Origin of the sequence: Rhodococcus sp. BH4, from assembly GCF_002079265.1 — a bacterium.
Taxonomy (GTDB): Bacteria; Actinomycetota; Actinomycetes; order Mycobacteriales; family Mycobacteriaceae; genus Rhodococcus_F; species Rhodococcus_F qingshengii.
In genome coordinates this window covers 2,288,594-2,313,645 of sequence record NZ_CP014941.1, presented here as the reverse complement: position 1 = coordinate 2,313,645, position 25,052 = coordinate 2,288,594, and the positions used below count along the sequence as shown (strand labels likewise).

The 25,052-nt window shown below is 63.8% G+C and carries 25 protein-coding genes; 7 read left to right on the top strand and 18 right to left on the bottom strand.

All coding sequences use genetic code 11. The annotated features are described in order from the left end of the window. Positions 1-4: 4 nt before the first annotated feature. The 4 genes from manA to A0W34_RS10715 form a co-directional block, all read right to left on the bottom strand. On the bottom strand, positions 5-1,237 hold the full coding sequence (gene manA / locus A0W34_RS10730; RefSeq protein ID WP_064688946.1) for a mannose-6-phosphate isomerase, class I: 1,233 nt from the start codon (positions 1,235-1,237) through the stop codon (positions 5-7). Next, positions 1,238-2,332: a hypothetical protein gene (locus A0W34_RS10725; RefSeq protein WP_064688945.1), complete on the bottom strand. Its 1,095-nt coding sequence runs from the start codon at positions 2,330-2,332 to the stop codon at positions 1,238-1,240. Between the two features lie 163 nt (positions 2,333-2,495). Continuing rightward, positions 2,496-3,869 (bottom strand): phosphomannomutase/phosphoglucomutase, encoded by a 1,374-nt coding sequence (locus tag A0W34_RS10720; RefSeq protein ID WP_003941022.1) that lies wholly within the window; start codon positions 3,867-3,869, stop codon positions 2,496-2,498. A gap of 127 nt (positions 3,870-3,996) precedes the next feature. Further along, positions 3,997-4,383, bottom strand: a complete 387-nt coding sequence (locus A0W34_RS10715) for a DUF3499 domain-containing protein (RefSeq protein WP_007731177.1) — start codon at positions 4,381-4,383, stop codon at positions 3,997-3,999. A gap of 79 nt (positions 4,384-4,462) precedes the next feature. Between A0W34_RS10715 and A0W34_RS10710 the strand changes: the two genes are divergently transcribed. After that, on the top strand, positions 4,463-4,951 hold the full coding sequence (locus A0W34_RS10710; protein ID WP_003940797.1) for a metallopeptidase family protein: 489 nt from the start codon (positions 4,463-4,465) through the stop codon (positions 4,949-4,951). A 175-nt stretch (positions 4,952-5,126) separates the two neighbouring features. Here the strand turns inward: A0W34_RS10710 and A0W34_RS10705 are convergent, their stop codons facing one another. Next, entirely contained in the window at positions 5,127-5,405 is a 279-nt protein-coding gene (locus A0W34_RS10705) for a WhiB family transcriptional regulator (RefSeq protein WP_020907098.1), read from the bottom strand. Between the two features lie 380 nt (positions 5,406-5,785). Between A0W34_RS10705 and cofD the strand changes: the two genes are divergently transcribed. Genes cofD through A0W34_RS10690 form a run of 3 tightly spaced genes read left to right on the top strand, consistent with a single transcriptional unit; the run spans position 5,786 to position 8,725 of the window. Beyond that, positions 5,786-6,778, top strand: a complete 993-nt coding sequence (gene cofD / locus A0W34_RS10700; protein ID WP_003940958.1) for a 2-phospho-L-lactate transferase — start codon at positions 5,786-5,788, stop codon at positions 6,776-6,778. Beyond that, positions 6,775-8,160: a coenzyme F420-0:L-glutamate ligase gene (locus A0W34_RS10695; protein ID WP_054781918.1), complete on the top strand. Its 1,386-nt coding sequence runs from the start codon at positions 6,775-6,777 to the stop codon at positions 8,158-8,160. Before cofD ends, A0W34_RS10695 begins: the two co-directional genes overlap by 4 nt. Before the next feature lie 4 nt (positions 8,161-8,164). Further along, on the top strand, positions 8,165-8,725 hold the full coding sequence (locus tag A0W34_RS10690) for an NUDIX hydrolase (protein ID WP_081557661.1): 561 nt from the start codon (positions 8,165-8,167) through the stop codon (positions 8,723-8,725). Here the strand turns inward: A0W34_RS10690 and A0W34_RS10685 are convergent. The 4 genes from A0W34_RS10685 to rfbD are packed head-to-tail and all read right to left on the bottom strand — an operon-like array spanning position 8,716 to position 12,395. Further along, positions 8,716-9,486 carry an SGNH/GDSL hydrolase family protein gene (locus A0W34_RS10685; protein WP_003940765.1) on the bottom strand — a complete coding sequence of 257 codons (771 nt, stop codon included), beginning with the start codon at positions 9,484-9,486 and terminating at the stop codon, positions 8,716-8,718. The genes A0W34_RS10690 and A0W34_RS10685 overlap by 10 nt on opposite strands. Positions 9,487-9,518: 32 nt before the next feature. Then, a complete protein-coding gene (locus A0W34_RS10680; RefSeq protein ID WP_037125580.1) occupies positions 9,519-10,601 on the bottom strand; it encodes a sugar phosphate nucleotidyltransferase in 1,083 nt (360 codons plus the stop codon). Then, positions 10,598-11,512 (bottom strand): glycosyltransferase family 2 protein, encoded by a 915-nt coding sequence (locus tag A0W34_RS10675; protein ID WP_003940999.1) that lies wholly within the window; start codon positions 11,510-11,512, stop codon positions 10,598-10,600. Before A0W34_RS10675 ends, A0W34_RS10680 begins: the two co-directional genes overlap by 4 nt. Before the next feature lie 43 nt (positions 11,513-11,555). Then, positions 11,556-12,395 carry a dTDP-4-dehydrorhamnose reductase gene (gene rfbD / locus A0W34_RS10670; RefSeq protein ID WP_042450118.1) on the bottom strand — a complete coding sequence of 280 codons (840 nt, stop codon included), beginning with the start codon at positions 12,393-12,395 and terminating at the stop codon, positions 11,556-11,558. 66 nt (positions 12,396-12,461) lie between these two features. On the opposite strand from rfbD, the gene A0W34_RS10665 reads away from it, so the two are divergent. Both A0W34_RS10665 and A0W34_RS10660 read left to right on the top strand, forming a co-directional pair. After that, a complete protein-coding gene (locus A0W34_RS10665) occupies positions 12,462-13,994 on the top strand; it encodes an LCP family protein (protein WP_269616166.1) in 1,533 nt (510 codons plus the stop codon). Between the two features lie 54 nt (positions 13,995-14,048). Continuing rightward, complete coding sequence (locus tag A0W34_RS10660; RefSeq protein WP_081557660.1) at positions 14,049-14,762, top strand: TIGR03089 family protein; 714 nt, start codon at positions 14,049-14,051, stop codon at positions 14,760-14,762. A gap of 3 nt (positions 14,763-14,765) precedes the next feature. Here the strand turns inward: A0W34_RS10660 and A0W34_RS10655 are convergent, their stop codons facing one another. The 7 genes from A0W34_RS10655 to A0W34_RS10625 all read right to left on the bottom strand — a co-directional run bounded on the left by A0W34_RS10655 (position 14,766) and on the right by A0W34_RS10625 (position 22,182). Beyond that, entirely contained in the window at positions 14,766-17,216 is a 2,451-nt protein-coding gene (locus tag A0W34_RS10655) for an ABC transporter permease (protein WP_081557659.1), read from the bottom strand. After that, a complete protein-coding gene (locus tag A0W34_RS10650) occupies positions 17,213-18,010 on the bottom strand; it encodes an ABC transporter ATP-binding protein (protein WP_007731166.1) in 798 nt (265 codons plus the stop codon). Before A0W34_RS10650 ends, A0W34_RS10655 begins: the two co-directional genes overlap by 4 nt. 134 nt (positions 18,011-18,144) lie before the next feature. Continuing rightward, entirely contained in the window at positions 18,145-18,837 is a 693-nt protein-coding gene (locus A0W34_RS10645) for a response regulator (RefSeq protein WP_003940960.1), read from the bottom strand. A gap of 35 nt (positions 18,838-18,872) precedes the next feature. Beyond that, entirely contained in the window at positions 18,873-20,060 is a 1,188-nt protein-coding gene (locus tag A0W34_RS10640) for a sensor histidine kinase (RefSeq protein ID WP_081557658.1), read from the bottom strand. Positions 20,061-20,101: 41 nt separating this feature from the next. After that, positions 20,102-20,479: a hypothetical protein gene (locus tag A0W34_RS10635; RefSeq protein WP_081557657.1), complete on the bottom strand. Its 378-nt coding sequence runs from the start codon at positions 20,477-20,479 to the stop codon at positions 20,102-20,104. 7 nt (positions 20,480-20,486) lie between these two features. After that, a complete protein-coding gene (gene purE / locus A0W34_RS10630; protein ID WP_039973205.1) occupies positions 20,487-20,999 on the bottom strand; it encodes a 5-(carboxyamino)imidazole ribonucleotide mutase in 513 nt (170 codons plus the stop codon). Further along, the gene (locus tag A0W34_RS10625) at positions 20,983-22,182 is read right to left on the bottom strand and encodes a 5-(carboxyamino)imidazole ribonucleotide synthase (protein ID WP_397523929.1); all 1,200 of its coding nucleotides are present in this window, start codon (positions 22,180-22,182) and stop codon (positions 20,983-20,985) included. Before A0W34_RS10625 ends, purE begins: the two co-directional genes overlap by 17 nt. Positions 22,183-22,373: 191 nt before the next feature. On the opposite strand from A0W34_RS10625, the gene A0W34_RS10620 reads away from it, so the two are divergent. Beyond that, the gene (locus tag A0W34_RS10620) at positions 22,374-22,973 is read left to right on the top strand and encodes a GtrA family protein (protein WP_081557655.1); all 600 of its coding nucleotides are present in this window, start codon (positions 22,374-22,376) and stop codon (positions 22,971-22,973) included. Between the two features lie 26 nt (positions 22,974-22,999). Here the strand turns inward: A0W34_RS10620 and A0W34_RS10615 are convergent, their stop codons facing one another. Together A0W34_RS10615 and A0W34_RS10610 are read right to left on the bottom strand one after the other, a co-directional pair. After that, complete coding sequence (locus A0W34_RS10615) at positions 23,000-24,322, bottom strand: sensor histidine kinase (protein ID WP_003940828.1); 1,323 nt, start codon at positions 24,320-24,322, stop codon at positions 23,000-23,002. 26 nt (positions 24,323-24,348) lie between these two features. Further along, positions 24,349-25,029 (bottom strand): response regulator transcription factor, encoded by a 681-nt coding sequence (locus tag A0W34_RS10610; protein WP_081557654.1) that lies wholly within the window; start codon positions 25,027-25,029, stop codon positions 24,349-24,351. Between the last annotated feature and the right edge of the window lie 23 nt (positions 25,030-25,052).

Sequence of the window (25,052 nt, the reverse complement as noted above, 5' to 3'; positions counted from 1 at the left end):
TCTCCTAGTTTCCGACTACGGCACTGAAAACCTGCGCAGTCGGGGTCCGTGTGCTCAGGTGTATCGCAGGCTCGTCGGCAGCGATCCACGCCGCTCGGCCTCGATCGAGGTAGAGAGTGTCAGTGCCGCACGTCGCAGTGACCGCGCCGTCGGTGCAGATCAGAATCCGCGGGCCTGAAGCGTCGACGACGATGTCCGTGGAATTAGCGTCGAACTCCAGACGCGTCAAACGAAATTCGGGCGCCGGCGTGACGTACTCGTATCTACCTGATCCTGACTGACCTGATCCAGATGACGGGGCCGGATCGAGCACTTCGATATCGGCCCCGACGAAGTCCAGAACCCTCAGCAATTCGGGCACGTCGACGTGCTTCGGTGTCAGCCCACCACGCAGAACGTTGTCGGAGTTGGCCATGATCTCGACCGCGAGTCCATGGAGATACGCGTGGAGATTGCCGGCAGCGAGAAACAGTCCTTGGCCGGGCTCGAGGGTGACGCGGTTGAGCAGCAGTGCCGCCAGAACACCGGCGTCGCCGGGGTACGCCTCGCTCAATTCCAGCGCGGTGCGGATCTCGGTCACGAATTCGGCGTCGTGGTGCGCGACGTAGGTGATGCACCCGGCAAGTACGGCAGGGAGCAAGGTCCCGAGCACCGTGGACGGCAGCGTGATCCATGTCGTGAACAACGCCCGCAGTCCGTCGGAATCGGGTTGGCCTTCGAGCAGACCGATGTACGGCTCCAACTCGTCGACGGCCAGAGCGCGCAGCAGTTTGACAGTCCGCGTCGGCTCGCGGAATCCGGCAAGCGCTTCGAATCTGCTGAGCGCGACAACGAGTTCGGGCTTGTGGCTGCCGTCCTTGTAGTTGCGAATCGGCGATTCCATGGGAACGCCGAGTGCGTTCTCACGACGAAAACCCTCGTCGGCTTGAACGGCGCTGGGGTGCGCTTGAAGCGACAGCGGTTCTTCCGCCGCAAGCAGCTTGAGCAGGAATGGGAGTCGCTCACCGAATGCCTCGAGGTTCTCACGGCCGAGTTCGCGTTCGGGTTCGCGGTGCAGGACCTCGAGCAACGACTCGCTTCCGGATTCGGTGATCACGCGCGCCGGGTCACCCGGGTGCGCGCCCAACCACAATTCCGCTTCGGGATGATTCGACGGAGTCGAAAGACCGCGTAGTTCGGCAATTGCCGTTCGCGAGCCCCACGCGTAAGAACGAAGTGCACCTTCGAGTTCACGCACTTACTTCGCACCGCCTGTCAACTGCACGTACGCCGCGGCCATGTCTACTCGAGACGCCAACACGAATACCTGCTCCATCTCCGATATGACCACGTTGGTCTGGTCTTCGTCTGCCGCAACCACCAGGTCGGCGTCAGCCAGTGCGTCCATCCGGCGCCTCGCCTCCCCGCGCGTGGATTCGGTCGCGAAGACGAACGCCCGCACCGGCGGGGTCGGCAGCGCGCCGTCGAGTTGCGGATCGTGAAAGAAGGGGTCGTGGAACACCGAATCACGTGAAGCTGCGTCCGGCGCGAACAGTGCACGCGCCGAACGAATCACCTCGGACATCTCGGCGGCAGCGGCGTTCAGGCCGGAGCTCATCAGCGCAACGCTCGAGAACTCTGCGAGTGCTGTTGTCACGGAACCACTTCCACACAGAACGACTCGCCGGCCGCTCATCCTGGTGGCCAACGACTTGGCCGGGTTGTGGAATACCTCGTTGGCCGGTCCGTCCCGCAGCGCCTCCGCATCAACTGCGTCGGCGATTCGACCGAGCACCGCCGAACGGTCCTCGATCGATCCCTTGCCCTCGATCTCGGCGGCAACCGCGAGGAAGACGGCGAGGAACCGCGTCATCGTGTGCCGGGGCGAAGCGTAGAGCCGCGGCGGCAAGGGCATGGTGCGCCCGGCCGCCACGGCTCGCATGGGCCCCTCGTCGGGAACGGCGACAACAACCTCGGCGCCGCGGCGTACGGCACTGTCAACGGATTCGACGAGGCGTGGATCACCGGCATCGTCACCGGCGACGACGATCACGTCCAACGGCCCGGCCCACGACGGCGTCCGGTCGAGTACGAGGAGCGGGCAACCGACCGAATCTCCGACGAGAGCAAGCGCGATCCTGGCTCCGTGCCGGGCGCCACCCGCGCCGGCGATGAGTACGACGCTGCGCGGACGCAGACCGGCCAATCGGGAGATCACACCCTCACCGACGGCCGACGCGGTGGCCCGAATCTGTGCGCCGCCCATGGCTACAGACCGCAGTAGCCCTTCCGAATCGGCAGCTGACAAACCCTCGCTGTCGTCGAGGTCGAGAAGCGGCATCGGCGCTGTCATCTCACCGCACCCCCTTCTCCGTTGGCAGTTCCCGCACCATCCAGCATTCCAGCTCCACGCGGTCCGTGGTGGCAAAGCCCTCGTTCCCGAGGCCGTGGTTCCTGAGATGGTCCCCCAACTATCCCAGGGCTTCGGCTCACCGACAAACCGATCAGACTCGGATTCAAGCCCGGACGATCGCCAGAATTTCGTTCACCAATGCGTCGACATCGGCGGACGTGGGTGCTTCGACGTTGAGTCGCAGCAGTGGTTCGGTGTTGGACGCGCGCAAGTTGAACCAGGCATTTCCCTCGAGACTGACCGTGACACCGTCGAGGCGATCCACCGACTCGGTGCGGTCGGCAAATGCCGCCAGTACAGCGGCCGTACGATCTGCCGCGTCAGCCACGGTGGAGTTGATCTCGCCCGAGGCCGCGTAGCGGGTGTACTCCGCCATCAACTCGGAGAGCGGACGATCCTGCTCGCCCAGTGCGGCGAGTACGTGCAGCGCCGCGAGCATGCCGGAGTCGGCGCCCCAGAAGTCGCGGAAGTAGTAGTGAGCGGAGTGCTCGCCGCCGAACACGGCACCGGTCTCGGCCATCTCCTGCTTGATGAACGAGTGGCCGACTCGGGTACGAATAGCGACGCCGCCGAGTTCTTCGACCAGTTCGGGCACTGCCCGTGACGTGATCAGGTTGTGGATGATCGACGCGCCCGGTTCCTTCGCGAGTTCGCGCTTGGCGACAAGTGCCGTCACCGCGGACGGCGAGACCGGGTCGCCCTTCTCGTCTACGACGAAGCAACGGTCCGCGTCACCGTCGAACGCCAAGCCGATGTCCGCTCCGGTTTCGCGCACGTAGGCCTGCAGGTCGACGAGGTTGGCCGGATCGAGCGGATTGGCTTCGTGGTTGGGGAACGTGCCGTCGAGCTCGAAGTAGAGCGGCAGGACGTCGAGGGGCATCGGCCCGAATACGGCCGGCGCGGTATGGCCGCCCATACCGTTGCCTGCATCGACTGCGACCTTCAGCGGGCGCAACGCCGCCAGGTCGACCAATCCGCGGAGGTAGCTCGCGTATTCCTCGAGGACGTCCTTGGTGCTGGCGGTGCCTGCCGGTCCGTCGTACGCGGGAACACCCGAGACGACCTCGGCGGAGATGACTGCGAGGCCGGTGTCCTGACCGACCGGCTTGGCGCCGGCCCGACACATCTTGATGCCGTTGTACTTGGCGGGATTGTGGCTCGCCGTGAACATCGCGCCCGGGCAGTTCAGCAAACCGGATGCAAAGTAGAGCTCGTCGGTCGACGCCAATCCGATGTAGACGACGTCGAGCCCTTGAGCAAGCACGCCGTCACCGAAAGCCGAAGACAGTGTGGGCGACGATGCGCGCATGTCGTAGCCGATCACAACCGTCGTGGCGGCGCCGGCCTCGTCGCGGACCAGGCGGGCGAACGACGCACCGACGTCGCGGACAAAATCTTCGTCGATCTGCTCACCGACCACACCGCGTACGTCGTACGCCTTGATGATTGCAGCAACCGACTCGGCTGTTCGCCCCACTGAAAACTCTCCTTGTGCATGCACCCTCACAGACGGGAACGTCCGGGCGCATGGCGTCCGGAGATTCGCAGTACTCGGGTGTGGAAGTACTCGGTCGAGCCTAGCGTCTACGGCGACGAATCTCGCGTCAGTTGGACGGGTCGGGCAGAACGCGTAGGTGTCCACGACGCCCTGTACGGGCAGTACTCGGAGCTGCGGGACGTATGTCCTCATCTGCATCGACGTTGGACTTGCTGCGATCTCCGAGACCGGCCTCACGTACAGCTTCAGCCAAAGCGGTCAGATCGTCTTCGTCGGGAGTACTCGACGCGAATCCGCCTTCGTGGCGGACGAGTTCCCACCCCTTGGGGGCGGTGATTCGAGAGCCGTGAGTGTCACACAAATCCCATGAATGGGGCTCGGCGACGGTTGCCAGCGGCCCGACAACCGCAGTGGAGTCCGAGTAGACATACGTAAGCGTCGCGACGGCGGGGTTCTTGCACCCGGGGCGGCAGCAGCGACGCAGAGATCTCACAGGTACGGAGCCTAGCCCTCCCCACGTCCGGAACCTACTCGGACACACCGAGCAGTTTCTCCTGTCGTAATCTGGCGCCATGCCACAAGCCCGCCGCCGACGCTCGGTCACTACTCGTTCCATCGAGCGACACGGCCGTGGCCTGCGCGGACCGCTACTTCCCCCGGAGGTGCCCGCCAGGCGTACCCGCGCGGAGAAGTTCGATCTCCTGGTGCTCGACGCCTTCTCTCCCGTCGACCTCGCATGGCACGACCGGCTGACGAAACTCGACATCGCAGTGGACGAAGTTCCGAAGATTCACGCGCACGATCCGGAGTCCGTCACATGGCCGCCGGAGGTCATCGCAGACGGCCCGGTTCCACTGTCACGACTGATTCCGGCCGGAATCGACCGTCACGGAAATACGACTCGCGCAAGAATTGTGCTGTTTCGCCGCCCATTGGAGCAGCGAGCGAAGGATCCGGAAGAACTCACGGATCTGGTGCACGACGTGTTGGTCCATCAAGTCGGCACGTATCTGGGCGTCGACCCACAGGTCATCGACCCCACGCTGCCCGACGAGGACTGATACTGCCCGACGAGGACTGACGCACTGTCAGACGAAAAAACTGATGTCACACGAAGAAGTAAATCCACACGAAGAACAAAACAGTCGTTGCTTGACCTGCAATTCCCCGTTGCAGGTCAGACTTTCGAAGACCGCCCGTCAGCCCCGACGCTGACAGAACCGATTCAGCAGCAGATCAGATGATCCCCCGCTTGAGTCGCCGACGCTCGCGCTCGGACAACCCTCCCCAGATTCCGAACCGTTCGTCGTTCGCGAGCGCGTACTCGAGGCACTCGTCACGAACTTCACAACCGAGGCAGATCCGTTTTGCTTCCCTCGTCGATCCTCCCTTTTCAGGAAAGAACGCTTCGGGATCGGTCTGCGCGCAGAGAGCACGCTCCTGCCACTGATCCTCGATGGTGTCGAACAATTCTTCGAAGCCGGTGACGAGACTCAGCACTGGCCGAGTACTCATACCGTCGAACTCACTGCTGCAGGCACCTTCTGCTGCGCCTGCTCGGGAATCGGTCTGCGGTTCGTCGCTTACTGTCATTGCGAGAGAACTGATCTCGACATTTTCATTGGGCATCGTTCCGCCTCCTCACCTGTAATAGCGCAGAATTTTCACTCCATCTTCAACCCCACCCCGTCGACCGTTCGAAACTGTGTTCGAAATTGGCCCCGCTGCAAGTGAACTCACAAGTAGCGGTTGGAATGACACATTTGAGATTACACACGTCCAGCGTGTCGCGGTCAAGCTAAACGAGATGAATCCATTAGTATTCCGGCCCTCAATTGACGGGACCTTCTGCCCGCCAGACACGACGACGCGCCGACCGCCTAGGCTCTGTTGTCGTGAACGTGACTGTATTGGTTGGCGGCGTCGGCGGGGCCCGTTTCCTTCAAGGTGTTCAAAACGCGCTCGGAATCGCCGGTGGTGAATCCCTCGAGAAATACGAAGGCCCACATCGCATCACGGCCGTCGTCAACGTCGGGGACGACGTGTGGATGCACGGTCTGCGCATCTGCCCCGATCTGGACACTTGTATGTACACACTCGGCGGCGGCATCGACACCGAACGCGGGTGGGGGCACGCCGGCGAAACCTGGAATGCGAAAGAAGAACTCGCCGCGTACGGCGCGAAGCCGGACTGGTTCGGCCTCGGAGATCGCGATATCGCAACGCATTTGATTCGCAGCCAGATGCTCCGCACGGGATATCCGTTGTCCGCGATCACCGAAGCGTTGTGCAATCGCTGGAATCCCGGTGTCGCACTGCTTCCCGTGAGCGACGACCGCAGCGAAACACACGTCGTGATCACCGATCCGGAAGACGGTGAGCAGAAGGCGATTCATTTCCAGGAGTGGTGGGTACGCCATCGGGCACAGGTGGAAACGCACAGCTTCGCTCACGTCGGCGCCGAGCAGGCCAAGCCCGCGCCAGGGGTGGTCGAGGCGATCGACGGTGCCGACATCGTGCTGATCGCACCGTCCAATCCCGTCGTGAGCGTCGGCGCAATCCTCGCGGTGCCCGGCATTCGCGGTGCCCTGCGAACAACCGCGGCCAAGGTTGTCGGCCTCTCCCCCGTCATCGGCGGAAAACCGTTGCGCGGCATGGCTGACGAGTGCCTCGAGGTGATCGGGGTCGAGACGACTTCGGAGGCGATCGGTCGCCACTACGGAGCTCGTTCGATCAACGGCATTCTCGACGGCTGGCTCGTCGACGAAGGTGACACGGCCGACATCGACGGGGTGGACGTGCGAAGCATCCCACTTTTGATGACGTCCCCCGAAGAGACCGCCAAAATGGTTCGCACGGCTTTCGAGATCGCCGGAGTCGAACTGTGACCGAGCCCGGAACCGAAGCAAGCCGCGACAGAAATCACTCTCCCGGTGATCACTCCCCCGGCGCCGCAATCGAAGTCATTCCCGTGCTCGGGCTTCCCGAGTTCCGGCCCGGAGACGACTTGGCCACAGCTGTCGTCGACGCGACGCCGTGGCTCGAGAGCGGCGACGTCGTTGTCGTCACGAGCAAGGTGTTCTCCAAAGTCGAGGGTCGCATCGTTTCCTCACCGACCGATCCGGAAGAGCGCGACGCGGCACGACGCCTCCTGGTGGATCAGGAAGCCGTCCGCGTCGTGGCACGCAAGGGCCGCACTCTGATCACCGAGAACAAACTCGGAATCGTGCAGGCCGCATCGGGCATCGACGGCTCCAACGTCGACGGTGCCGAATTGGCGCTACTCCCCGTGGATCCGGATGCGAGCGCTGCGGGTCTGCGCGCCCGAATTCTCGAGAGCACGGGCAAGTCCGTCGCCGTCGTCGTCACCGACACGATGGGTCGTGCGTGGCGCAACGGGCAGACCGACGCCGCAATCGGTTCCTCCGGCATTCCGGTCCTGCACGGCTACCTCGGAGCACAGGACAGTCAGGGCAACGATCTGATCGTCACCGAGATCGCGATCGCGGACGAAATCGCCGCTGCGGGCGACTTGGTCAAGGGCAAGCTGGGCGGCGTTCCCATCGCCGTCGTTCGTGGGCTTCGGTTCGAGGACGACGGTTCGAGTGGCCAGGATCTGATTCGCCGCGGCCCGGACGATCTGTTCTGGCTGGGCACCGAGGAAGCTACGGCGATGGGCCGTGGCCAGGCGCTGCTGTTGCGTCGATCGGTCCGACAGTTCGCAAGTGATCCCGTCGACGCGGAGATCATTCGCAGCTCGATCGCCGAGGCACTCACCGCTCCCGCACCGCACCACACGAGACCGGTTCGATTCGTGTGGCTACGCACGGAGTCGGTCCGCACGGCTCTTCTCGAGCAGATGCGCGAGAAGTGGGCCGCCGATCTTCGCGCCGACGGTCGCAGTGACGAATCCGTCGAGGCCCGGGTTGCCCGCGGAAACATCCTGTTCGACGCCCCCGAGGTCGTCATTCCCTTCTGCGTGCCCGATGGCGCACACAGTTATCCGGATGCCGGACGAACCGCGGCGGAGTCGACGATGTTCACGGTCGCCGCCGGCGCGGCAGTGCAGGGACTGCTGGTCTCGTTGGCCACCCGCGGCGTGGGAAGCTGCTGGATCGGATCGACGATCTTCGCCGCCGATCTCGTACGCGAACAACTCGATCTCCCGGCGGATTGGCAGCCACTCGGTGCCATCGCAATCGGGCACCCCCTCGAACCACTGACTCCGCGCTCTGTCTCCGCCCCCGGGGACGCGTTGGTGGAGCTGTAGGTCCATGTCAGCCGAATCGCTGCACGCCTCCGCCAAGGGCGTCCTGGAGGGCTGGGAGACGTCCTCCGAAGCGGACGAATCATTGCGGCACACGATGCTCGCGTTCCTCGATTCGGCTCCGGACGGCTGCCTTCGTCGCCACGCACCGGGACACATCACCGCGTCGTCTCTCGTTCTCGACGAGAGTGGCTGCCACGTCTTGCTGACCCTGCATCCCAAGGTGGGCAGGTGGATTCAGCTCGGCGGCCACTGCGAGACCGACGACGAGACGGTGGTAGATGCGGCATTGCGGGAAGCTCGCGAGGAGTCCGGAATTCACGACGTTCGGATAGACGCGGACCTACTCTCCGCCCACACGCATCCGATCACGTGCTCACTCGGAGTACCGACTCGCCATCTCGATCTACGGTTTCTTGTTGTGGCGCCGGACAATTCACATATCGTCCGCAGCGCAGAGTCCACCGACCTCAGATGGTGGCCGGTGGACGCGCTCCCACCTACAGCGGAACGCGAGACCATCGACCACCTGGTCGCGCTCGCCCGTCAGCGCAAGAATCAGGACTGAATCGGAGAAAGCTGGGGCTGCTTGGCGCTCACGCCGTCGCCCGAAGATGTTCCCTTCACGCGCCGAGCTACCCACGGCACCAAGAACTCTCGCGCCCATTGACGATCCTCGCGACGAGTTTCGGCTTTCGTGAGAACCGGCGCAGGCCCGAGATCGGGCGGGGTCAATCCGTGTTCGACGCCGAGCACGTCGAGCACACGCGTCGCCATGTTCTCGTGCCCGGAGGGCGACATGTGGAGGCGATCCCAGTCCCACATCCGAAGGTCCTGATATTCGGAGAATCGCCAGAAGTCGACGAGGGTCGCGTCGTGGCGGTCGGCCACCTCGCGAACAAGCTCGTTGTAGATCGCCAGACGTCCGCGGAGCTTGCCGAAGAAGGCGGACCATCCGGTGTCGTACGCGGTGAACATCAGAACCCGAGCGCCGGATGCAGTGAGCTGACCGATTGCCGAATCGTAGCGGGCGACCATCGCATCGATGTCGAGCTTCGGACGCATCATGTCGTTTCCGCCGGCGTAGATGGTCACCAGATCGGGCTTCAACGCCAGAGCGGGTTCCAACTGCTCGTCGATGATCGGTCCGAGTAGGCGACCACGAATCGCCAGGTTGGCGTAGCGGAAGTCGGGATTGTTCACCGCCAGCTGCTCGGCCACTCGGTCTGCCCACCCGCGCAGTCCGTTGGGGAATCGTTCGTCGGCGTCGCCGACGCCCTCGGTGAACGAGTCACCGAGGGCAACGTAACGGCTCGGAAGAGAAGTCATACCCGCCAGTATTCCAGTAGGTCAGCTAACGATCACACATCTGTGCTGAAGCGCACGCCACCGTCCGGCAGCGTCACCCCCGGCCACACGCGTGCGCCGCGCAACAATTCACACCGCGCACCGATGTCCGCGCCGTCTCCGATGACAGCGTCGCGGACCAGCGCTCGGGGTCCGATACGGACGCCGAATCCGAGGATCGATCGTTCGACCACCGCCCCGGCTTCCACAACGGCGCCGTCGAAGAGAATTGCACCGTCGAGGCGAGCGCCTGCACCAACTTCTGCGCCTCGACCGACAACCGTGCCGCCGATCAGAACAGCGCCCGGCGCGATTCCGGCTCCGGGGTGAACCAGCGACTCGCCGCGCGGACCTTCGAGAGCCGGCGAAGGTGCGATACCTCGCACCAGGTCGGCGGAACCGCGAACGAAGTCCTCGGGGGTTCCCATGTCACGCCAGTACGACGAGTCGACGTGGCCGAACACCCGCTTGCCCTCGGCCAGGAGATTCGGGAACACCTCGCGCTCGACCGATACCGGTCGTCCTTCGGGGATCTGTTCGATGATCTCGCGCTTGAAGACGTAGCAGCCGGCGTTGATCTGATCCGTCGGCGGATCCTGAGTCTTCTCCAGGAATGCCGAGACTCGTCCGTCCTCGTCGGTCGGAACACAACCGAATGCTCGCGGGTCTCCCACACGAACCAGATGCAGGGTCACGTCGGCGTCCGTCTTCTCGTGGGTCTCGAGAATGCCGTTCAGATCGGTGCCACCGAGCACGTCGCCGTTGAACACCATGACGTTGTCACCGCGCAACTTCGGCAGAACGTTGCGGATTCCGCCACCGGTGCCCAGCGGTTCGGTCTCGAAGACGTAGTCGATCTCGAGGCCCATCTTGGAGCCGTCGCCGAAGTAGTCCTCGAATACCTCTGCCTTGAAGGACGTTCCGAGCACGACGTGCTTGATTCCGGCTGCCTCGATGCGGGCGAGCAGGTGCGTCAGGAACGGCAGGCCGGCGGTCGGAAGCATCGGCTTGGGTGCCGACAGCGTCAGCGGACGCAGCCGAGTGCCTTTGCCGCCTACCAGGATTACGGCGTCGGTCGGATTCGGATCGGACATCATTTTCCCCCGTGGTTCGAAACTGATGGGTTGTCGGTCGAGTTGTCGGTGCGAGCGCGCTCGCGAACTGCAGAAGCTACGGCGATCTTGGATCGCACCGCGAGGCCACCGCGCAAGGCAAGTCGTAGCGGAGCCTGCCACCAGTGCGGATGGCGATCAGCCTGGAACTGGTACGCACTGCGATGATGGGCAGGCAACATCAGTTCCGGATGACGTCCTGCCGCATGGCCTTTGGCATGGGTGACGACGGCCGAGGGGACGAATACGTTGAGCCACCCGGCTTTTCCGAGGCGGTCACCGAAGTCCACGTCCTCCATGTACATGAAGTAACGAGAGTCGAAACCTGAGATGGTGTCGAAGGCGTCGCGTCGCACCAGCAGGCACGACCCGGAAAGCCACCCCACTGCACGCTCGGTGACGGCCTCGTTCTCCTGACGGTAACGAGCAGTCCACGGGTTCTTCGGCCATACGGTACCGAGCAACGCGTGCCCGACGCCCGAGGTGATGTCGGGCACCGTTCGCGCCGACGGATAGACACTGCCGTCCGGTTCGAGGACCTTCGGCCCCAGTGCACCGGCCCTTGGCCACCGATTTGCCGCAGCCACCAATTCGTCGAGTGAACCGGGTGCCCATTGGACGTCCGGGTTGGAAATCACGACGAATTCGATCGACGAATCGATCTCCGCTACAGCCCGATTTATCGCTCCCCCGTACCCGATGTTTCCGCCGGTTCGAAGCAGACGGACATGCTCGTACTTGGCATCGGCGGCCTCGGGGGCACCATCGGTCGACCCATTGTCGGCCATGATGACCTGGGGTTTTTCTGTCGTCGCCACAGCGAGCGTGCTCAAGAAATTCTCGAGATGCTCGCCTGGCGAGTAGGTCACCGTTACCACGGCCAGCTTGGGACTCACGCCGGTCAGCCTAGCCGTCCGCGGCCACTGTCCCGAACAATGCTCACGCCAGAGCGGCGTGCAGAGCCTCTCGCCACGGACGCAGCGGCGTCATTCCCGCGGTAACCCACGCGCGCTCGGACAAGACCGAATATGCCGGGCGCGGGGCAGGGCGTACGAACTCCGCACTACTGCACGGGCGCACCCGAGCAGGGTCTGCTCCGATCTCCTCGAAAACAGCTCGCGCCAACTCGTACCAACTTGCTTGCCCGCCGTTCGTCACGTGGAATGTCGACGCACCCGTGAAGTCCAGCAGCGCGAGTTCGACGATGCCGCCGGCCAGATCGACGCTGTACGTGGGTGACCCGATCTGGTCGTCCACGACGTTCACGAATTCGCGTTCGGCTTCGAGCCTTCTCATCGTGGCGACAAAATCCGTGCCGACACCGGAATACACCCACGCGGTACGGACAACGGCCGCGTCAGCCCCCGACTCTCGAACAGCGATCTCGCCGTCCAGTTTGGTTCGGCCGTAGACCGTCGCGGGACCGGTCGGTGCATCGACGTCGTATGGCGAGCTTGCATCGCCCGGAAAGACGTAGTCCGTCGAAACGTGGATCAACCGCGAACCCACCCGCGCACAGGCTTGCGCGAGATTCCGCGGTCCGATCTCGTTGACCGCCCTCGCCGCCTCCTGGTCGGTCTCGGCAGCATCGACGGCCGTGTACGCAGCGCAGTTGATCAGCACCGAATCAGGCGAGACGAAGTCGTCGACCGCGCGGCTGTCGGTGATGTCGAGCTCGCGGGAACCGACGGCCGTCACAGTGTGACCCGCCGACGTTGCGAGAGCATCGATACGTGTTCCGAGCTGCCCTCGGGCGCCGGTGAGCAGGATATTCGTCACACGGTTGAGTCTGGCACGCCGCGTCGAGGTACCCGCGGCCGAGCATCGGACCAGTAACCTGAAGGGGTGTCCCACCAGCAACCGCAGCGCCGCGCGCGTCCACGACCTGCGCCGATTCGGACCAAGACGAGCCCGGCTCGCATAGCGGTCGCGGTGCTGTCCGTGCTCGTACTGCTGGTCACCGGGTTCGCATGGCGGGGTGTGGACTCGTTGAGAAACAGCCTTGCCACTGCCAGCGGACTCGGCCTCGGTGGCGGCAAGGACGGCGCCATCGACATTCTGATGGTGGGAACGGACAGTCGAACGGACGCGCACGGCAACCCGCTCTCACAAAGCGAGCTCGACTCGTTGCGCGCAGGTGAGGAAGTTGCGTCCAATACCGACACCATCATCTTGATCCGCGTCCCCAACGACGGGAGTTCCGCGACCGCGATCTCGATTCCCCGCGACGCGTACGTCAACGTCCCGGGTATCGGTATGTCGAAGATCAACGCCGCGTTCGGTGCCACCAAGGAAACCGAACGGCTGAAGTTGGTCAACAACGGGTCGTCCGACAGCGACGCAGACAAGAAGTCGACGGAAGCCGGCCGGACCGCGCTCATCGGAGCGGTGGCGAATCTGACCGGCATCACCGTCGATCACTACGCCGAAGTCGGACTACTCGGATTCGTCCTGCTGACCAACGCAGTGGGCGGAGTCGACGTGTGCCTCAACGCGCCGGTAGACGAACCGATGTCCGGAGCCAATTTCGCGGCCGGGAAACAGACACTCGACGGCGCCGACGCGCTGAGCTTCGTGCGACAACGACACGACCTTCCTCGCGGCGACCTGGACCGGATCGTTCGCCAGCAGGTGTTCATGGCTTCTCTCGTCAGCAAGGTACTCAGCGCAAAAACCCTCAGTGACCCCGGCAAGCTCAGTCAGCTGACCTCGGCTGTCCAGCGTTCCGTCGTGATCGACGACGACTGGGACATCATCGAGTTCGCCAAGCAGTTGCAGAATCTGGCCGGCGGCAAGGTGCAATTCGAGACAATTCCCGTTCTCGACATCAACGGCATGACCGATTACGGCGAGTCCATCGTCAAGGTCGATCCCAAGGCCGTCAAGAAGTACATCGCGGGATTGGTCGGCGCCGACAGCGAGGACTCGGAGGAGACCTCCGAAGCACCGACCACGGTGAATGCGTCCTCGATCACGGTCGACGTCGCAAACGCCAGTGACATCGCAGGGTTGGCCAGCGGGGTTTCCGAAGCGTTGAGTGCCCTCGGGTACAAGCAGGGTCAGGTCGGCAACAACACCGGCTCCGACGTCACCGAATCGACGGTGTTCGCAAAGTCCGCGGACGACGACGCAGCACTCGCGGTCGCCGAGGCACTCGGCGGTCTTACGGTCAAGGCGGATTCGTCATTGTCCTCGGGCAAGGTTCGGGTTGTCATTGCCGAGGACTACAGCGGCCCGCAGTCCGCGGACGCGGTATCCCCGTCCGAAGGAGCGACAAGCACGACTGAATCGTCGAGCACCACCGAGACCAGCCCCACTCCCGCCCCTCCCGGCCCGCCGATCGACGCGGCCTCCAACGGCCCGCGCTGTGTGAACTGAAAAACTGTGTGAACTGAAAGCGGTGTGAACTGAACGGCTGCGTAAGCTGACGACGTGCCTTCGCCTGTAGACAACCTGACCGACGCCCTCCTCGGACCGATCCTGGCTGCCGACCCGGCCGGCCCTCGCGTGACCTACTACGACGACGCCACCGGCGAGCGCATCGAATTGTCTGCGAGCACTCTGGCCAACTGGGCGGCAAAGACAGCGAATATGGTCCGCGACGAGTTCGCCCTCGAGCCCGGCAGCAAAGTTGCCGTGCTGCTTCCCGCGCACTGGCAGAGCGTCGCCGTCTTGCTGGGTGTGTGGTGGGCAGGCGGTGAGGTGGTCCTCTCCCCCGACGCCGCCGCCGAACTGGCTTTTGTCACTGCCGACCGACTGGACGATGTTGCGGACGTACCGGAGGTAGCCGCACTCTCACTCGACGCGTTCGGCAAAGGTTTGAGCGATCTTCCGCTCGGCGTCGCCGACTACGCAACCTCCATCCGTGTGCACGGCGACCAGTTCCGTAGCGCCGGAGCCGGTTCGGCGCTCGAAGGCCGGTCCGTAGCGGACACGATCGACGCGGCACGGGCATCGGCGAAGAACGTCGAATTGGTGTCGACGGATCGTGTCCTCTCCAGTCGCACGTGGGACACGGCAGACGAATTGATCGACGGGCTTCTGGCAGTTCTCGCCGCGGGCGCCTCACTCGTGCAGGTGGCCCACCCGGACGCGGAAGCTACCGCGCGCCGAGTGGGCACCGAGAAGGTCACGAAACAGTTCTGAACGCTAGCTCGCGAGAGCTGTCACCGGTGACACCAGCCCCGCCCGCCTAGCGGGGAGCAGTGACGCGATCACACCGCAGATTCCGCCGATCAACACGATGGCTACCAACTGCACCCACGGCACTGCGCTGAGGGCGACGTCCTCGATCCCGAAAACCGATGCGGTACCGGCTACACCGAACACCATCCCGAACAGCACTCCGATCACCGATGCGACTCCTGCCACCAGCAGTGCTTCCCAGATCAACATGGCTCGAATTCCCTTCTTGGTCAGTCCGAGTGCGCGAAGCAGTCCGGATTCGCGGCGCCGTTCGAGAACGGACAGTGCCATGGTGTTTCCGACGCCGATCAAAGCGATCAACACCGCTACCGACAGCAATCCGGCAACCACCATGAGCATGGTGTCGAGGATCGAATCGAGAGCTGAACGCATCTCGGTCATGCCCTGAACATCGCTGCCCGGCGCTTCCTGGCGTGCCAGTTCCGTGATGCGGTCGGTGGCGGCCAAAGCCTGTTCGTCAGTATCCGTCCCCAGCCTTACCCAGTACGAATCGGTGGTCGGCGCGGTGGCCGCTGCACCGAGATCGCCTCGATCCAGTAGTGCTGGTTGACCTTTCACGCCCTCGACCACGCTGACGTTCACGACGCCGCGATCCCCACGCACCGTCGCCGTATCGCCCGCCGAGAGCTTGTATTCGGTCAGGTCAGCGGGCGAGAGCACCAACTGACCGGCCGCGGGTACCGAGATCTCGGTACGCAGAACATCTTTCACCCGAGCAGCGTCGACGCCGAATCCGGCCAACGAACCGCGCCCGTCGATCGTCAGTTCGGCCTTGTCCAGACCGCTCACCGCGCCGACACCGTTGACCGCGGCGATGTCTGTGCCCAACCCTGCGGGAAGCGGTGCCGAACCGGAACTGCTCACCATGACGTCGACGGGGAATTGACTGTCCATCGCCGCGGGTGCGGCTTCCTTGACCGTCGCGATTCCCACGACGAGCGTGCTCGTCAAGGCCACACCGATCAACAATGCGGTGGCCGTCGCCGACGTGCGGCGTGGGTTCCGACCGGCGTTGCCTGCTGCCAGGCTTCCCACCGGACCGATCAGTCTCGCCAACACTCCGCCGGCCGCATTGATCAGTGCAGGCACGATTCGACCGGACAGTGCCGCGATCCCCAGGAACGAGAACAATCCACCGGCGGTTGCGGCCGGCACCTGCTGATTCGTCACTCCCAGGACGGTCATCGCGATGCCCGCGAGCAGGATCACGACGCCGAGAACCCGGCGCACCACCGATACCTGAACGCTCTCGGGCTTGGACTCCATCGGCTGCAGTGCTGCCAGCGGGGAGAGCCTCGTTGCCGCCCGCCCGGGCGCAGATGCAGCGAGCATCGTCATCACGATGCCGACGGCAAGACCGACGAGCACGGTCACCGGGGTGACGCTCAGTGACGAAAGAGGAACCGGCACATCTGCGGCCGTTGCTACGCGACCGATTGCCCAGGCAAGTCCGACACCCAGTCCGACGCCGATCACCGAGGCGATCACGCCGACCGCCGCGGCTTCACTGCGAATGCTCCGGCGAACCTGTTTGGCCGTGGCGCCGACGCATCGCAGCAACGCAAGTTCCTGAGTGCGCGCCGCGAGCAGCACGGCAAATGTATTGGCGATCACCAGCGCGGCAACAACAACGGCGATGGCGCCGAAGGCGAGCAACACCGTGCTGAGGATCTTGGTGCCGCCCATGTATTCGGCTGCGGCGTTGTCTGTGGCTTCGTCGCCGGTCAGCACGGTGGAGTCCGCGGGCAACGCGCTCGAGATCGAATCCACGAGTTCTTGCTGAGAGCGTGAACCGTCACCGGCGACACGGAACTCACGTTCGGCACTGTCACCGGCCCACGCGCTCACCTGCTCGGCGGTGGTGAATATCTTGATCCCGCCCAGTCGTTGCGCCGAACCGGAGAGGTCGACCAGTCCCACTACCTCCGCGGTGGGTGCGGCGGCACCGACCGTCGAATCCCGTGCCGTGACTGTGATTCGGGCACCGATCGGTATCCCGGAGTCCGCGCTCACCAACACCTGCCCCAGACCGGCCGGAATCGATCCCTCCGACACCTTCTCCCAACGCAATTCGGGATTGTCGGCAATCGAGAGCGCATCCCCGTAGGACGCGCCCTTTGCCTCGGAGTCGACACGAACATACGTCGACACGTCGTCGGCCACCGCCGAGACGCCCGGAACCGCGCTCAGCTGTGCTTCTGTCACGCCTGGACCGGACGCGACGACATCTGTGGTTTCGTATTGCGTCGCAAGTGATTTGCTCACACTCGCGTCGACCGTCGAGCTCAAGGTCAAAGTCGCGACGATGTATCCGACGGCGATCACCACCGCGAGTATCGACGCCACATAGCGCCCGGCATGTGCCCGCGCCTGCGCAAAAGCCAGACCTCTCATCGCAGTGCACCCGAAACTGCAGGAACATCGGCCAGGTCGTCGGCACCGAGAGCTCGCATGGCACCGATCACCGAGTCGACGGTGGGATGGTCGATCTCTCCGGCTATACGCCCGTCCGCGATCAACACGACTCGATCCGCGTACGACGCCGCCACCGGATCGTGTGTCACCATCACGACCGTCTGACCGGTCTCCCGGACACTGGTGCGCAAGAGTCCCAGAACCTCTGTCCCGGAACGGGAATCCAGGTTGCCGGTAGGCTCGTCGGCAAAGATCACGTCGGGCTGGGGCAGTAATGCACGGGCGACAGCTACACGTTGCTGCTGACCGCCGGACAACTCGTGCGGCAGGTGGTCGAGGCGCTGCGACAGGCCCAGCTTTCCGATCACCTCGTCCATCCACTCGGACGAGGGTTCACTACCTGCCAGCTTCATCGGCAGCAGCATGTTCTCCCGAGCAGTGAGCACCGGTAGCAGGTTGAACGCTTGGAAGACGAATCCGATCCGCTCGCGTCGCAGTTCGGTGAGCTCCGTGTCGCCGAGTTTCGTGACTTCGGTGTCGCCCAGGAAAACCTGCCCACCCGAGACCGTGTCGAGTCCGGCCAGGCAGTGCATGAGCGTCGACTTTCCGGAGCCGGACGGGCCCATGATCGCGGTGAACCGCTCGCGACCGAAGTCCACGTCGACTCCGCCGAGCGCGTGAACCGTGGTCTCACCGGTGCCGTACACCTTGGTGACACCGCGGGCAGTGATCGCCGGCACTGCGGCTGGTTCCGTCGTGGTGTGCGCATGCATTTTTTGCCCTCCGTAAAGCTTCTCGCTATGACGGAATCGACGTTATTGCAGCGCAAGTTTTCTCCGCGTCGGAGTGCGGGGCGATCTTGGAGAGCCCGGTGTCATCCCGGGGTAGGACTGGACAGGGCGGCGTGTCAGCCCTCGGTGCCGAGGAGATCTGCGCGCCGGACAAGTCCGATCTGGAAGGCGAAGACGACTGCCTGTACACGATCACGAGAATGAGTCTTCGAAAGAACCCGTCCGACATGGGTTTTCACTGTCGTCTCGGAGACGTGGAATTTCGCAGCGATCTCCGAATTCGACAGCCCGTACGCCATGGCTTCGAGCACCTCGACCTCGCGCGGCGTCAACTCTTCGGGCAACTGCGCTTCGGGCGCCGAGCCTTCCAGGAGTGGCCCGACGTGCTGAAGCAGTCGCCGAGTGGCCCGGGCTTCGATCACCGCGTCCCCGCGGTGCACGGTGCGGATGGCGTCGAGCAACTGCTCCGGTGGCACGTCCTTGAGCAGGAAACCACTGGCGCCCGCCCGGATAGCCGACATCACGTACTCGTCGTTGTCGAAGGTGGTGAGCACCACGACCTTCGGCGCATCGGGGTCGGCCAGGAGCCGACGAGTCGCCTCGATGCCGTCCATCTTCGGCATCTGGACATCCATCAGAACGACGTCGACATGACGGGCGGCCAACTCGGTCAGCGCCTGCTGACCGTCCGAAGCCTCGACAACCACCGACAGATCCGGCTGTGAGTCGATGACCATTCGAAAACCTGCGCGGACCAGCTGCTGATCGTCGATCAGTGCCACTGCGATCGGAGCCACGTGTTCGTCCATGCCACTCACCTTAAGACCTTCGGACGTTTCAAGACCTACCCAGACGTTCGTTCGTACGGCAAGACGGCCCGGACGCTGTATCCGCCGCCTGATTTCGGTCCGGCGGTCACTTTGCCTCCGTGCAGCTTGGCTCGCTCGGCCATTCCGATCAGTCCCTGTCCGCCTGGTGACGATTCGACCAGCGCGGCGCTGCCGCCTCGTCCGTCGTCGGTGATACCGAGAACGAGTTCGGTTTCAGCCCATGTCATCTCGACGCTCGCCTGTGCTCCAGGCCCCGCATGTTTGAGAACGTTCGTCAGCGATTCCTGCACGATGCGATACGCAGTCAACCCCGCACCCGCAGAGAGTTCGCGTGGTTCCCCGGTCACGCTGACGGCGATGTCGAGTCCGCTGCTGCGTAACTCGTGGAAGAGACTGTCGATGTCGCCGGCGCCCGGGATCACCGAGAAATCACGGGGCGTGTCCTCACGCAGGACGGACAGCAGCGATCGCATGTCGGTCAACGCTTGGCGGCCGGTGGAGGCAATTGTTTCGAGTGCCTGAATTGCAGCCTGAGGATCCTTGGCCGCGCTGTAGCGTCCACCGTCGGCCTGAGCGATGACAACGGTCAACGAATGCGCGACGATGTCGTGCATCTCGCGCGCAATCCGCGAGCGTTCGCTGATCGTCGCGATTTCCGCTTCCTGCGCACGCTCGAGTTCGAGCAACCGTGCGCGCTCGGTCAGACCTTCCAATTGTTTGGTGCGAACTCGACGCAAATCACCGAACGCCCAGACCGCGAGCATGAAGATCATGACAGCCACGGACTGCATGACCTGCGAGGACACCGGGATTCCGTCGTAGCCGAAGTATCGAACAGTCCCGGCAATCGAGCCGAGCAACGCAAGCACCAGGCCGGTGAGTGAACTCCACCGAGCACCATAGGCGGCCAGCGCGTACAGGGAGATGGGTACGACAACGGCCGATGCGAGCAGTGTGTTGCCGATGAAGATCACGTGTAGAACCGCGAATCCTGCGATCACCATGCCGGAGAGTTCGGGGCGCGAGCGTCGCCAAACCAACGGAACGGTCATACCCAGCGAGATGAACACCGCCAGCGGACTCGCCTCGACCGCCACGACAACGCTGAACAGTGCGGCAACCGTCGCAATGCAGATGTCCACACCGCGAGCATGATCCGCGCTCCAACGGACGAAGCGCTCACTAGTCGGAAAACGAGCCATGCAGCCAACAGTAGCTTTTACTCAGCTTCGGCAACTTCAACTCAGGCGCGGTAACCGCCGTCTTCGAGACCGGCCTCGATTTCGAATCGGTTCCGCGGCCCCCTGTGACGCAGTTCCTCACGGAGGTACAACAACCCGTATATGATTCCGTACCTGGCCCATTGGTCCGCGTGGACTGCCTCGTGGCGAAGGACGGATCGCGTCGTGTTTCGCCGCGTGAGATACACACCACCGAGAGTTGTTCCCCCTCTGGCGAACCCGCTGCGCAGCCCGGAAGCGACGAAGATCCCGGACTCGTCGTCGAAGCGGATGTCCGCGCGGAGAATCCCGGCGTAGAACAGGGCGACGCGGGTGACGAATGCGGACTGCGCGCTGCCCCGACTCGCTCGGATCAGCGGCAGCCCGCGTCGTGCACACACGAGAAGATCAGCCCAGCAGTTTTTCGCGGAGCGCCTTGTCCTTGTCGAGCACCATCGACTCGAGGCTCTCCTGGAACGCCACCATCCGCTGCTGCAGTGCGGGATCCGAAGCACCGAGAATCCGAGCAGCCAGCAGACCGGCGTTGCGAGCGCCACCGATCGAGACCGTCGCCACCGGGACGCCGGCCGGCATCTGGACGATCGAAAGCAGCGAATCCATACCGTCGAGGTACTTGAGCGGCACCGGAACACCGATGACGGGCAACGGCGTGGCCGAGGCAACCATGCCCGGAAGATGCGCGGCGCCACCGGCACCGGCGATGATGACCTTGATTCCGCGGCCGGAAGCTTCCTTGGCGTAGTCGAGCATCCGCTGAGGCGTGCGGTGCGCCGAGACGACACCGACCTCGAAGCGGATTCCGAACTCGGCCAAAGCTTCGGCTGCAGCTTCCATGGTCGGCCAATCCGAATCGCTGCCCATGATCAGGCCGACCTGCGCGCTCTCACTCACCGTGTACATCCCATCCGTCGGTCCAAACTGCGTACGAAAGCCAATGTGCTGCGCGCTCGGCGCGTTCCCGAACTGCGGCAACGTAATTCGGATCGTCGATGGATCCGGCGCCGCCCACGATGTTGACGTGTCCGATCTTGCGATCCTTGCGCTCACCCTTGCCGTACAGGTGGATCTTCGCGTCAGGCATCCGCGCGAACAGGTGATGGACGCGCTCGTCCATCGTCATCTCGGGCGCTTCCGGCGCACCGAGAACGTTTGCCATCACCGTGACCGGCGCGATCGGCGAGGTGTCGCCGAGCGGGTAGTCGAGAACTGCACGCAGATGCTGTTCGAACTGAGAGGTGCGTGCGCCGTCCATCGTCCAGTGACCGGAGTTGTGCGGGCGCATGGCCAGCTCGTTGACCACGAGAGTGCCGTCAGTCGTCTCGAAGAGTTCGACGGCCATCGAGCCGACAACACCGAGCTCGGACGCGATGCGCAACGCCAATTGTTCGGCTTCCTCTGCAACGGCACTCGAAAGGGCGGGAGCAGGTGCGATCACGACGGCGCACTGGCCGTTGCGCTGAACGGTCTCTACGACCGGCCACGTAGCGCCCTGGCCGAACGGCGACCGCGCGACCATGGCGGACAGTTCCCGACGCATCGAGACCATTTCCTCGACGATCAGCGGAACACCCTTGTTCAGCTGCTCGGTGACGATGGCTTCTGCTTCGTCCTGATCGTCGGTGATCCAGACGCCGCGGCCGTCGTAGCCTCCGCGTGTTGCCTTGATGACGAGCGGCCAACCGTGTTCGGAGCCGAAACGCACGACGTCTTCCGCCCACGTCACTTCGGCGTACGCGGGTACGGGTGCGCCCAGTTCGGCAAGTTTGCGACGCATGAGCAGTTTGTCCTGAGCGAAGATCAGAGCCTGCGGCGGCGGCTGAACGTTCACGCCTTCGGCAACAAGAACCTCGAGGTGCTCGGTCGGCACGTGCTCGTGGTCGAAGGTCAGTGCATTGGAACCGACCGCTGCACGGCGGAGAGCATCGAGGTCGGTGTGGCTGCCGAGCACGACGTCGGGGCTGACCTGAGCTGCCGGCTCGTCCGAAGTCCCGGAGAGCACTCGGAGCGTCTGGCCCAGGGCCACCGCCGCCTGGTGAGTCATCCTGGCCAACTGTCCGCCACCGATCATGGTGACGACGGGCATGGATGCTTTTGCCGGTCGAGGGGTGGTCGGGCGGGCGGGGATCTGCGCGGGATCGTTGTTGCCGGTCACGGCTCTCTATGTTGTCATGTGCCGCGTTCGCCCGTTCATTCAGCGTTCCCAATCTGTGATTCTGCTGATGAATCCGCGGCAAATTGGTGGTAACGCGGTTTCGTTTCGTAAACTCATCTGTTGTGCCATTTGTCGACGGGGTCATTGCCCGCATACCCCAACCGTTTCGTGACATCGCTCTGCGTCACAGCGAGCTGATCAAATTCGCGATCGTCGGCGGAACGACCTTCCTCATCGACTCGGGCATCTTCTACACACTCAAGCTGTCGATCCTCGAATCCAAGCCGATCACGGCCAAGATCATCGCCGGCGTCGTCGCGGTGATCGCGTCGTACATTCTCAACCGCGAGTGGTCGTTCAAGAACCGTGGTGGCCGTGAACCAGCGCACGAAGCTGCGCTGTTCTTCATCATCAGCGCCATCGGTGTCGTCATCAGCTTCATCCCGCTGTACATCTCCAGTTACGTCTTCAACCTGCGCGTACCCGAAGTCAGCCTGGCGACGGAGAACATCGCCGACTTCATCAGTGCATATGTCATCGGCAACCTGCTGCAGATGGCGTTCCGATTCTGGGCCTTCCGCAAGTTCGTGTTTCCCGACGAGAATCCGGAACCGCTCGAACTGTCCGACACCACAGGGTTGCCCGAAACCACAGCGTTATCCGAAACCACAGCGCCTGAGCCGGTAATTCCTGACGCCGAAGAGGAGCTCGGGCACTCCTGAGTTTTCCGTCTGCGCCGGCCTTTCGGTCAGCGCGGTTCGCGGCGCGGAACGACGTCCGCGGTCGGCGCCGTGTTGGCCACCGGCAGGAAGACGGCGAACAAGGCAGGCTTACGCCTCTGCAGTTCCAGTCGGCCCCCGTCGGCTTCGATCAGTGCACGTGCGAGCGCCAACCCGACGCCGGTGGACCCCGCCCCCGAAAATCCTCTGTCGAAGATGTGCGGCGCCAGATCGTTCTCCACACCGGAGCCTTCGTCGGTGACCTCGACGCACACCATCGAGTCACGGCGAGACGAACTGCGACCCGTACCGTCGATCAATCGCACCGACACCGTGCACGTGCCTTCACCGTGTTCGAACGAATTGTCGACCAGAACGGAAACAGCTTCACGCAGACGCGAACCTGTGGTCGCAGCCATCACCGTGCGATCGCCGCGTAGGCGCAGCCTGCGTCCCTCTCCGTCGAACTGAGCCTGCCAGTCGCGAGTCACCTGTTCCAGCTCGCCGACTACCGACACCAGACTCGCCGATGACCCACTGGTGCGCGACGAGCGAATCAGGTCGTCGATTCCGTCGGTGAGCCTGTCCACTTGCGCCATGGCTTCCTCGGCCTCGTTCACGACGTCAGGATCTTCGTGAACGGACAACTCGTCCAGGCGCAGCCGCACTGCAGTCAGTCGACTGCGCAGTTGATGCGAGACATCCGCAACCAGCGCGCGCTCTCGTTGCAGCCGCACCGAAATCTCCACGGTTGCCGCATCGAGGACGTCGGACACGCGGTCGAGTTCGGGGATGTCGTGCCGACGAGGATCCGGCCGGAAGTCGCCTTCGGCGAGGCGCGCCGCCCGGTCGGCCACATCCTGCAGCGGATCGGCAAGCCGACGCGCAGTGACCACAGCAACCACGGTGCCTGCCGTGATGGACAGAAGCACGAGCACGCCGACAGCCATCACCGCCTGCTTCTGCTGGGTGCGCAGGTTCTCCGACGGCACCTCGAGACGCAACGAGCCGGACGTTCCCATCGCGAGCGATTCGACGAGTGCGTTCTTGACCGTCGCCTCACCGACGTCGACGCGTGCGGCGCCGTCGACGACGGTCGGATACACGACGACGAGGCGCCCGTCGTTCGGGGTGAGAACCTTGAGCGAATCGGTGTTCAACGCACCTTCGACGAGTCCGTTCGTCCCCTCTTGCGCGATGACCTCAGCGGCCATCCGGTCGAGGCGCACCCGGAGATCACTTCGCGTCACGTCCTCCACCCAGAGCCACGCCGTGTAGATCAGCGGAACCCCCAGGAGCAACGCCGTCATGATCACGACAGCGAGAATCGACTGCAATATGCGACGCCGCATGCCGGCAGTTCCTGATTCTCGAGAAGTTAGTCGGTGTTGATTCGGAAACCGACACCGCGGACGGTGGCAATCCTGCGTTCCACGGCGGGGCCCTCGTCGCCGATCTTGCGGCGCAGCCACGACATGTGCATGTCGAGCGTCTTCGATCCACGAAGCTCGACGTCGCCCCACACCTCACGAAGGATCGTATCGCGCGAGACCACTTCCCCGGCGCGCTCGAGGAGGACCCGCAGAAGCTCGTATTCCTTGTTGGCCAAGGCGATTTCGGAGCCGTTGACGAGTACGCGTCGTGCCGCGGGCTCGAGCCTGATGCCACCGACCTCGACGATCGTGTCCTCGCGGCCACCGTGGCGACGCAGGAGTGCTCGCACACGTGCCATCAACTCGGCGAGACGAAACGGCTTGCTGACGTAGTCGTCGGCGCCCGCGTCCAACCCGACCACGAAGTCGACTTCGTCGGTCCTGGCGGTCAACATCAGCACGGCGAGCGAGGTGCGATGCGCACGAATCTGTCGGCAGACCTCGAGGCCGTCCATGCCCGGAAGGCCGAGATCGAGAATCAACAGGTCGAAATCACCTTCGAGCGCCTGCTGCAACGCAGCGGGTCCGGTCGGTTCGACCGTCACCGAATACCCTTCACGCCCCAAGGCGCGGGAAAGGGGTGCAGCAATGGCCTCGTCGTCTTCGGCTAGCAATACGGCAGTCACACGAACAGACTACGGACAACACG

Excerpts from the sequence above, each read along its gene's own strand:
- A0W34_RS10710 (WP_003940797.1), top strand. The coding sequence starts at position 4,463 with ATGCCACAAGCCCGCCGCCGACGCTCGGTCACTACTCGTTCCATCGAG.
- A0W34_RS10650 (WP_007731166.1), bottom strand. The coding sequence starts at position 18,010 with ATGCATGCGCACACCACGACGGAACCAGCCGCAGTGCCGGCGATCACT.
- A0W34_RS10690 (WP_081557661.1), top strand. The coding sequence starts at position 8,165 with ATGTCAGCCGAATCGCTGCACGCCTCCGCCAAGGGCGTCCTGGAGGGC.
- A0W34_RS10680 (WP_037125580.1), bottom strand. The coding sequence starts at position 10,601 with ATGATGTCCGATCCGAATCCGACCGACGCCGTAATCCTGGTAGGCGGC.
- A0W34_RS10615 (WP_003940828.1), bottom strand. The coding sequence starts at position 24,322 with ATGCGGCGTCGCATATTGCAGTCGATTCTCGCTGTCGTGATCATGACG.
- purE (WP_039973205.1), bottom strand. The coding sequence starts at position 20,999 with ATGTACACGGTGAGTGAGAGCGCGCAGGTCGGCCTGATCATGGGCAGC.
- A0W34_RS10625 (WP_397523929.1), bottom strand. The coding sequence starts at position 22,182 with ATGCCCGTCGTCACCATGATCGGTGGCGGACAGTTGGCCAGGATGACT.
- A0W34_RS10685 (WP_003940765.1), bottom strand. The coding sequence starts at position 9,486 with ATGACTTCTCTTCCGAGCCGTTACGTTGCCCTCGGTGACTCGTTCACC.
- A0W34_RS10705 (WP_020907098.1), bottom strand. The coding sequence starts at position 5,405 with ATGAGTACTCGGCCAGTGCTGAGTCTCGTCACCGGCTTCGAAGAATTG.
- A0W34_RS10655 (WP_081557659.1), bottom strand. The coding sequence starts at position 17,216 with ATGAGAGGTCTGGCTTTTGCGCAGGCGCGGGCACATGCCGGGCGCTAT.
- A0W34_RS10725 (WP_064688945.1), bottom strand. The coding sequence starts at position 2,332 with ATGACAGCGCCGATGCCGCTTCTCGACCTCGACGACAGCGAGGGTTTG.
- A0W34_RS10645 (WP_003940960.1), bottom strand. The coding sequence starts at position 18,837 with ATGGACGAACACGTGGCTCCGATCGCAGTGGCACTGATCGACGATCAG.
- A0W34_RS10640 (WP_081557658.1), bottom strand. The coding sequence starts at position 20,060 with ATGGCTCGTTTTCCGACTAGTGAGCGCTTCGTCCGTTGGAGCGCGGAT.